8 protein-coding genes are annotated in these 7,467 nt (G+C 49.0%); all 8 read right to left on the reverse strand.

What is annotated here, in order from left to right; all coding sequences use genetic code 11:
- Positions 1-16: 16 nt before the first annotated feature.
- A complete protein-coding gene (cheZ, locus tag ACT53G_RS03770; protein WP_194746685.1) occupies positions 17-697 on the reverse strand; it encodes a protein phosphatase CheZ in 681 nt (226 codons plus the stop codon).
- A 2-nt stretch (positions 698-699) separates the two neighbouring features.
- On the reverse strand, positions 700-1,098 hold the full coding sequence (cheY, locus tag ACT53G_RS03775) for a chemotaxis response regulator CheY (RefSeq protein ID WP_194746684.1): 399 nt from the start codon (positions 1,096-1,098) through the stop codon (positions 700-702).
- A gap of 112 nt (positions 1,099-1,210) precedes the next feature.
- Positions 1,211-2,281 carry a protein-glutamate methylesterase/protein-glutamine glutaminase gene (locus ACT53G_RS03780; RefSeq protein WP_194746683.1) on the reverse strand — a complete coding sequence of 357 codons (1,071 nt, stop codon included), beginning with the start codon at positions 2,279-2,281 and terminating at the stop codon, positions 1,211-1,213.
- Between the two features lie 26 nt (positions 2,282-2,307).
- A complete protein-coding gene (gene cheD, locus ACT53G_RS03785; protein ID WP_124551641.1) occupies positions 2,308-2,916 on the reverse strand; it encodes a chemoreceptor glutamine deamidase CheD in 609 nt (202 codons plus the stop codon).
- Entirely contained in the window at positions 2,913-3,812 is a 900-nt protein-coding gene (locus tag ACT53G_RS03790) for a CheR family methyltransferase (protein ID WP_194746682.1), read from the reverse strand. Before ACT53G_RS03790 ends, cheD begins: the two co-directional genes overlap by 4 nt.
- Positions 3,813-3,853: 41 nt before the next feature.
- Positions 3,854-4,561 (reverse strand): formaldehyde-activating enzyme, encoded by a 708-nt coding sequence (gene fae / locus ACT53G_RS03795; RefSeq protein WP_194746681.1) that lies wholly within the window; start codon positions 4,559-4,561, stop codon positions 3,854-3,856.
- A gap of 56 nt (positions 4,562-4,617) precedes the next feature.
- A complete protein-coding gene (locus ACT53G_RS03800) occupies positions 4,618-6,570 on the reverse strand; it encodes a methyl-accepting chemotaxis protein (protein WP_476168759.1) in 1,953 nt (650 codons plus the stop codon).
- A 459-nt stretch (positions 6,571-7,029) separates the two neighbouring features.
- On the reverse strand, positions 7,030-7,467 hold a 438-nt coding region (locus tag ACT53G_RS03805), incomplete at its 5' end, for a methyl-accepting chemotaxis protein (RefSeq protein WP_476168760.1).

A 7,467-nucleotide genomic window follows, 5' to 3' on the forward strand; every position in this document is an offset into this window, starting at 1 on the left:
GGATAAACGCTGAGAGTTAAAAGCCCAGGCTTTCCAGCAGATCATCCACCTGTTCCTGATTGGCGACCACATCCACGGTGTTATGTGGATCAATTTGTGGACCATTCATCAAGGAGTCTTCGTCTTTTTTGGCCGCAGGAGAAAAATCCACCAACACTTGCACCAATTGTCTCTCCAGGTCTTGTGCCAGTGAGGTCACTTTTTTGATCACCTGGCCGGTCAGATCCTGAAAGTCCTGCGCCATCATGATATCCATCAGTAACGATTTGGTCGTCGATGTGTGTTGACTGACCAGTGACATATATTCCAGTGTTTCATGGACAACAGCATCGTATTCCGATTTCAGCGAAGCACGCTGCATGACCTCTTCCCAACGTTGCTTCAACACTGCAGCCCGATCAGATAACTCTGACTGTAAAGGCGTGGCCAGATCAGTGGCGTTCAGCACACGCTCAGCCGCCTGTTCAGTCATTTTTGCCACATAACTTAACCGGTCTCTGGCATCAGGAATTTCCTGCGCGACTTGTTCCAGCACCTTGTCATAGCCCAGCGCACTCAGATTATCGTGCAAGGAGCGGGTCATGTGTCCAATCCGGCTGATCATTTCCTCTTGCTGATTGGGACTCATCGTGGAGATCAGGTTAGAGGCAAGATCCATCGCCGCATGATCCTGATTCGGATTGATCGCTTCGGTCATGGTTACACCTCGCCTTTTTCCAATTTTTCAAAGATTTTGGATAACTTCTCTTCAAGTGTGGCCGCAGTGAAAGGCTTCACCACATAGCCACTCGCTTTGGCCTGGGCCGCAGCAATAATGTTTTCTTTTTTTGCCTCGGCAGTGACCATCAATACAGGCAATTTGGATAATTTGCTGTCTGCACGGATATTCTGCAACATGGTCAAACCGTCCATGTTGGGCATATTCCAGTCGGAAACCACGAATTCAAAGTCACCATTGCGCAACTTGTTGAGGGCATCTGCACCATCTTCTGCTTCTTCAACATTGTTATAACCAAGTTCTTTGAGCAGGTTGCGCACAATTCTACGCATCGTAGAAAAATCATCCACTACCAGAAATTTAGTATTTGGGTTGCCCATTTGTTACTCCGCTATCATTTAATTACTAATCCCGTAGCCTGTATTATGGAACGAACCATGGTCAATGCTAATCAGGATAAAGCTGGGATTTACCGGTTTATTCCTCACAGTACTATACGCGAATGGCGCGTTCACTGTTAGTTGCAAGATGTTGTAGCACCAGACGTGGCAAGTCTTTTAAATGCCCGACTTCGTGAACACCACCATGCGCAACCGCTTCGCGTGGCATACCATACACCACACAGCTTTCTTCGTTTTGGGCAAAATTGAAAGAGCCGGCATTCTTCATGCGCAACATGCCCGCGGCGCCATCTTTGCCCATGCCCGTTAAAATGATCCCGACGGCGTTTTTACCGGCGTTTGTAGCCGCTGAATCAAACAATACATCGACTGATGGCTTATGTCTATTCACCGGCTCGGCGTCAGATAAACGGGTGACATAGTTGGCGCCACTTCTGGCGAGCAGTAAATGCTGATCCCCAGGCGCGATATAGGCATGGCCAGGCAATACGCGCTCACCATCTTCGGCTTCCTTGACGGCAATTTTGCACAGACTGTCCAGACGACTAGCAAAGGACTTGGTGAAGCCTGCAGGCATGTGTTGGGTAATTAAAATGCCTGGGCAATCAGAAGGCATCTGCATTAAAAAGGACTTGATCGCTTCGGTGCCGCCAGTAGAGGCGCCAATAATCAGCAGTTTTTCACTACTGATGAGCGGATTGCGGATGGGACTTTGTTGTATCTGCGTATTAGACGCTTTGGCAATACTTTGCAAGGTGCTGATTTTTGCCCTGGCAGCAACACGGATCTTGTCAGTAATCTCGGCGGCATACTGCTGCATGCCCTGGGTAATGCCCATTTTGGGTTTGGTGACAAAGTCGGTGGCACCCAGCTCCAGTGCACGCAAAGTGATTTCAGAGCCTTTTTCTGTCAGCGTGGATACCATAAGCACGGGCATCGGACGCAAACGCATGAGTTTTTCTAAAAAATCCAGACCGTCCATGCGTGGCATTTCTACATCCAGCGTGAGTACATCCGGATTCAACTGCTTGATCATCTCGCGCGCGACCAGCGGATCCGGTGCGGTTCCAACCACTTCCAGATCCTTGGTGTCGTTAATGATTTCGCTCAACAAACTGCGTATCAATGCCGAGTCGTCAATCACCAGCACTTTTGTTTTCATGGCATAACCCCTTGTTTTAATTATTATTAGAACAAATCGATATCTCCACCCACATCGTTGGTTTGCAGCTTGCTGGAGTAAGCTTGCTCGCGCTTGACCAAGGTGTAGTTGTTCAATTGTTTCAGCTTTTTAACCAGTACTTTACCGGTTTTGGGAAAGAAATAAACCTTGCGGGGATAAATATCCAGCAAATCTTCGCCGGTGACTTTAATCCCTTCTTCTTTCAGATATTTTTTGACAAACGCAGCATTACGATCACCCACGTTATTGGTGGTAAAGCTGCGCAAGACGTTGCCGCCCCCAAAAATTTTAGCTTCGAGGTTTTCGCGCTTGGCGCCGTTACGCAACAGCTGGTTGATCAAGACTTCCATGGCATAAGTGCCATAGCGCATCGACTCAGAGATCGGGCTGTCCTTGTCTGCACTGCCCCCCTCGGGCAACATGAAATGGTTCATGCCACCAATGCCGGTACGGCTGTCACGGATACAGGCAGAAACACAGGACCCAAGCACGGTGACAATCAACATGTCCTTGTCTGTGTAGTAATACTCCCCTGGTGAAATTTTGGCAGCATTGCAATTAAATGTTCTGTCAAAATACAGGGTGTTAGAAATTTCTTCTTGCATGACACTCATAGCGATTTCCGATGCGTAAAGAGGCTGGAACGTGCCGCGCCACTGGTTTTTAATTTATAGACGGTTTTTCCCAACAGTTGCAGGTGGTCGGACACATACAAAAAGTTTTCTGAATGGCCTGCCAATAACAAACTGTCTTCATGCATGAGGTTGACAAATTTTTCAATGATTTTGCCTTGTGTCGGCTTGTCAAAATAGATCATGACATTGCGGCAAAAAATCACATCAAAGCCATCATGAAATGGCCATTGTGCATCCAGTAAATTCAATTGGTGAAAATGAATCAGGTCACGGGCGGCTTTTTTGACACGGACCAGGCCGTCATGCTTGCCTGTGCCACGTTCAAAAAATTTGCGTACACGACCGTCATCCATTTTCTTGACCCGGTCTAGCGGGTACACGCCTGCACTCGCCGTTGCCAGCACATTTGTATCAATGTCTGTCGCAACAATCTCTACAGGCGGCTTCAAGCTATTAAACGCTTCGCAAGCGGTGATCGCAATCGAATAAGGCTCTTCGCCTGTCGATGCCGCAGAACACCAGATGCGTAGCGGTTTTCCTCGCCGGTTGGCTGACAGCTTCACCAGATGTTCGGCCAAAATCGGAAAATGATGTTCTTCCCGAAAAAACGAGGTCAAATTAGTGGTTAGCGCATTGGTAAATGCCTGCCACTCATCCGCATTGTTCTGCTGCTCGAGCGTGTCCAGATAGTGTTTGAAACTATTCATGTCCAGCGCGCGCAAACGCCTTCCGATTCGGCTGTAGACCATATCGGTCTTTGCATCGGATAATGAAATGCCTGCATGGCGATAAATCAGACTTTTAATTCTGACGAAATCATCGCGCGTAAACAAAAACTCGCGATCTTCTTGCTCTTGTTTTTTTAATGCACTCACTTCGTTATCCTATGCAAATCCGCGGGCATACACTGCCAGAATTAAGCGCGTGTCGTGTTGATACGCTCTCTCATTTGTGAAATGGCCAAATCAACTTGCTGATCATCTTTAACTTGGGTTTCATAGCTGTTTTTTGCATGCTTGCTGCGCTCTTGCATTTGAGAAATTGCTAAGGCAGCAGCTTTGTCTTCAGCACGACGGTTTTGTGCTTCCGGGGTTTGTGCAGCAAATGGATGCAGCGCTTCCTTGTACTGCTTCACGACGTCAGCAGCTTTAGGCTCACGCGCAACGGCGGCTTTAATCGCCATTTTTGTTGCACGGTAGTTCCAGTCTTGGATACGGTCATCCATGTCAGCTTTGCTGTCGATGAATACACCAACACAGATAAATACATCATCTGCTTCTTCCAGCGGGATCGTGCCGTCAGCGACGCAATCCATTACAGCCATAGCCACACCACGTTGTGCCGGGCCAAACATTTGTGTTGCCTGACGTCCATCTTTGATGGTCACCTTGTTAAACATTACGGTGTTTGGTTTTACCATCATATTTGGCGCTGCAATCGCCAACAAACCGTTTACGCCTTGTTTTTGGTCGGTGAGCGTACGACAAAATGCGTCTTCTGCAGCGCTACCGCGTGGACCCATAATCAAGTCAATGTGGGCCACATTTTTCAAATCCAAACCACCTTCTGGACGCTCTTCGATGACTAAACCTTCGCCAATCAATACTCGATCAATCACTGCCATTTTTAACTCCTGATATAAAAAGTACTACTTTATTAAAGGGCGTTCCCTACCCTGCCCTAACCGTTGCTGACCTGACGATAATCATCGTCCCAGTCTGCATTTCCTGCGCGATGGCTGGACGCTTTTGCCTGTCCATCCACAATAAATACCCCTACTGCACTAGCCAACTCGTTGGCGTGATCCATCAGGGATTCTGCAGCCGCAGCAGCCTCTTCAACCAAAGCGGTGTTTTGCTGCGTCACATCATCCATGCGGATCACCGCATCGTTGACCATGGCGATGCCGGCACTTTGTTCATTCGATGCCGATGCAATTTCACCAATAATCACACTGACCCGTTTCACGGAATCCACGATTTCATGCATCGTGTTTCCAGCTTCCTGTACCTGACGGCTACCTTCTGCTGTTTTGTTCACTGAGTCAGTAATCAATTCTTTAATTTCACGTGCGGCCACGGATGAGCGTTGCGCCAGGCTACCCACCTCGGCCGCCACCACTGCAAAACCCCGACCTTGCTCACCGGCCCGGGCCGCTTCTACCGCTGCATTTAGCGCCAGAATGTTGGTCTGGAAGGCAATGCCATCGATCACGGAAATAATGTCTTCAATCTTGCGGGCACTCTCATTGATATCACTCATAGTGGCCACCACCGCACCGACAACCTCGCCACCCTTGACGGCAACTTGTGAGGCCTGTGCAGCTAAATTATTCGCCTGCTTGGCATTTTCGGCATTCTGTTTCACAGTCGATGCGAGCTCGTCCATGCTGGAAGCTGTTTTTTCCAGGTTGGCTGCTTGGTCCTCAGTACGGCGACTCAAGTCGGCATTGCCCTGGGCAATTTCCTTGGCAGCAATATTGATAGATTCCGCTGCGGTCTTCACCGTCAACACTGGCTCTACAATCATGTCCAGCGTATTGTTCATGCCTTGCACAATCTTGCGATAATCGCCTGGGTGTCTGTCTGCATTGGCGCGGACGGTGACACGGCCCTCTTTGGCGGCTTCGGCAAGCATTTGGGCGTCTGCATTCAAGGCTTTCAAGTTGCTGCGCACTTGCTCTATGGTTTGATTGATTTTTGCCTTGAGGCCTGGGAACTGCTCCAGCGGCGCATCAAAATTACCATCACCAAACGCTTGTACGCAGGCCATGGCTTTTTGATTCAACTCGATATGTCCAGCCACGATATTGTTGATACTTTCAGCCAATAATGAGAACTGGCCTTTGAACATGTCTGCACGCAGGGTCATATCAATATTGCCTTTTTCGTGCTCGGCATTGACCCAGTTTACAGAGTCTACAATCCCTTTCAGGTTGCCGCGGATACGATCTACGCTCTTGTTCATGGCGGCTTTCTTGCCTGGCATGGCTTCCAGTTGCGCCGTCAGGTCACCACGGCCAATACTGTCCATGACTGCAATAAAGCGCTCGGTTTCGGTCACATAGCCATGAATCATGCGATTCACAACGTCAGCCACCACTTTAAAATCACCCTGCAATTGACCGCTATTCAAACGCGCATCCGTTTCACCTTCGGCATGGTTTTTAGCCATTGCTGTCAGATCCTGAATCAATGCCTGTACGTTAGATTTGAGGCCATCGAAGCCTTGATTGAAGGCATGCAAATGTTCTGGCAAGCGCTCAAGCTGCGTATTCAGCTCACCACGACCCAGCGCCTCAACGGCGCGGCCGGCTTTTTCCATACTGGCCACATGCATGTTTAATAGATGGTTCACGCTTGCGGCAGACTGGCTCAGCTCCCCTGCAAACGCACTCACATCCAGCTGCGCGTTAAGGTTGCCTTTGGCATGTTCGGCTTCTATCAGCGCCAATTGCTGTTTGAAGTTTGCAAAACCGGCTTTTGACTGATTGATTGCATCTGCCACCGAGGCTGTGGCTGCGCTTGTCTGCACAGCAAAGTCACCCTGCGCTAGAGATTGTGCGGCTTGCAGTGTTTGCAAGGGCTCGCCACCTACCACGTGCTTCACTGAGGCGGTCAGACTGCATGCCATGAATATAGCCAACAGCGTTAATCCTGCATGAAGCATGAAACCCATACCTGAACCGGTATTTAAAACCAGTGGTGCCAACAGACTGCATACCAGCACGCCCAGTATCATCGTCAGTTGTAATGAAAGCTTAGTACGAGAAAGTCTTCCCGCAAGCGCACCCCATTGATCAGCGAACATGCGTTTCACTCCTTTTTTCCAGATCCAGATAATTTATTATTTGGTCTATTTATCGACCTATGTCAGCGATTATTCAGCATGCAAGCCACTTTTGAATTGCATGTAAAAAGGGGAAATTTGGTTCTTTTGCGGTAATTGCCCCCCTAAAGAAATTCTTATCGTCGTAATTACTTACCTGGCGGGGTGGTTTTGATCATGGGGATTATTCGAGCCATTTAGCCTTTACAGCAGCAAACAGGGGGATTTAAGCCCTATGAGCTGCTACAGAAGGCAATTTGGCGCTTAAAAACTTTCCCAGCTATGATCGTGCGTGCCCGTTTTGAGCAACTTGCCCGGATCACCAGCGCCACGGCTTGGGCTGACTTTATGTCTATGCATGGCAGTCAGGTTGACTGCATGTTTTTTCTCAGACGCGCGGTGCGTGTTTGCGTGCGCACTGGAAAACCCGCCAGCGGCCACGCCCTCAAGTTTAAACTGACTAATGGCATCGGCTAATTGATTGGCCTGATCGACCAGGGATTCAGCCGCAGCAGCGGCCTCTTCAACCAAGGCTGCATTTTGCTGGGTGGTTTCATCCATACTGGTCACTGCCTGGTTCACCTGGTCAATGCCCGTTGACTGCTCGGTAGATGCGGCTGAGATTTCACTGATGATATCGGCCACACGCTGGACTGAGGAAACCACTTCTTCCATGGTGTTACCAGCATTCTCAACCAGTTT

The organism is Methylophilus sp. DMC18 (assembly GCF_056314005.1).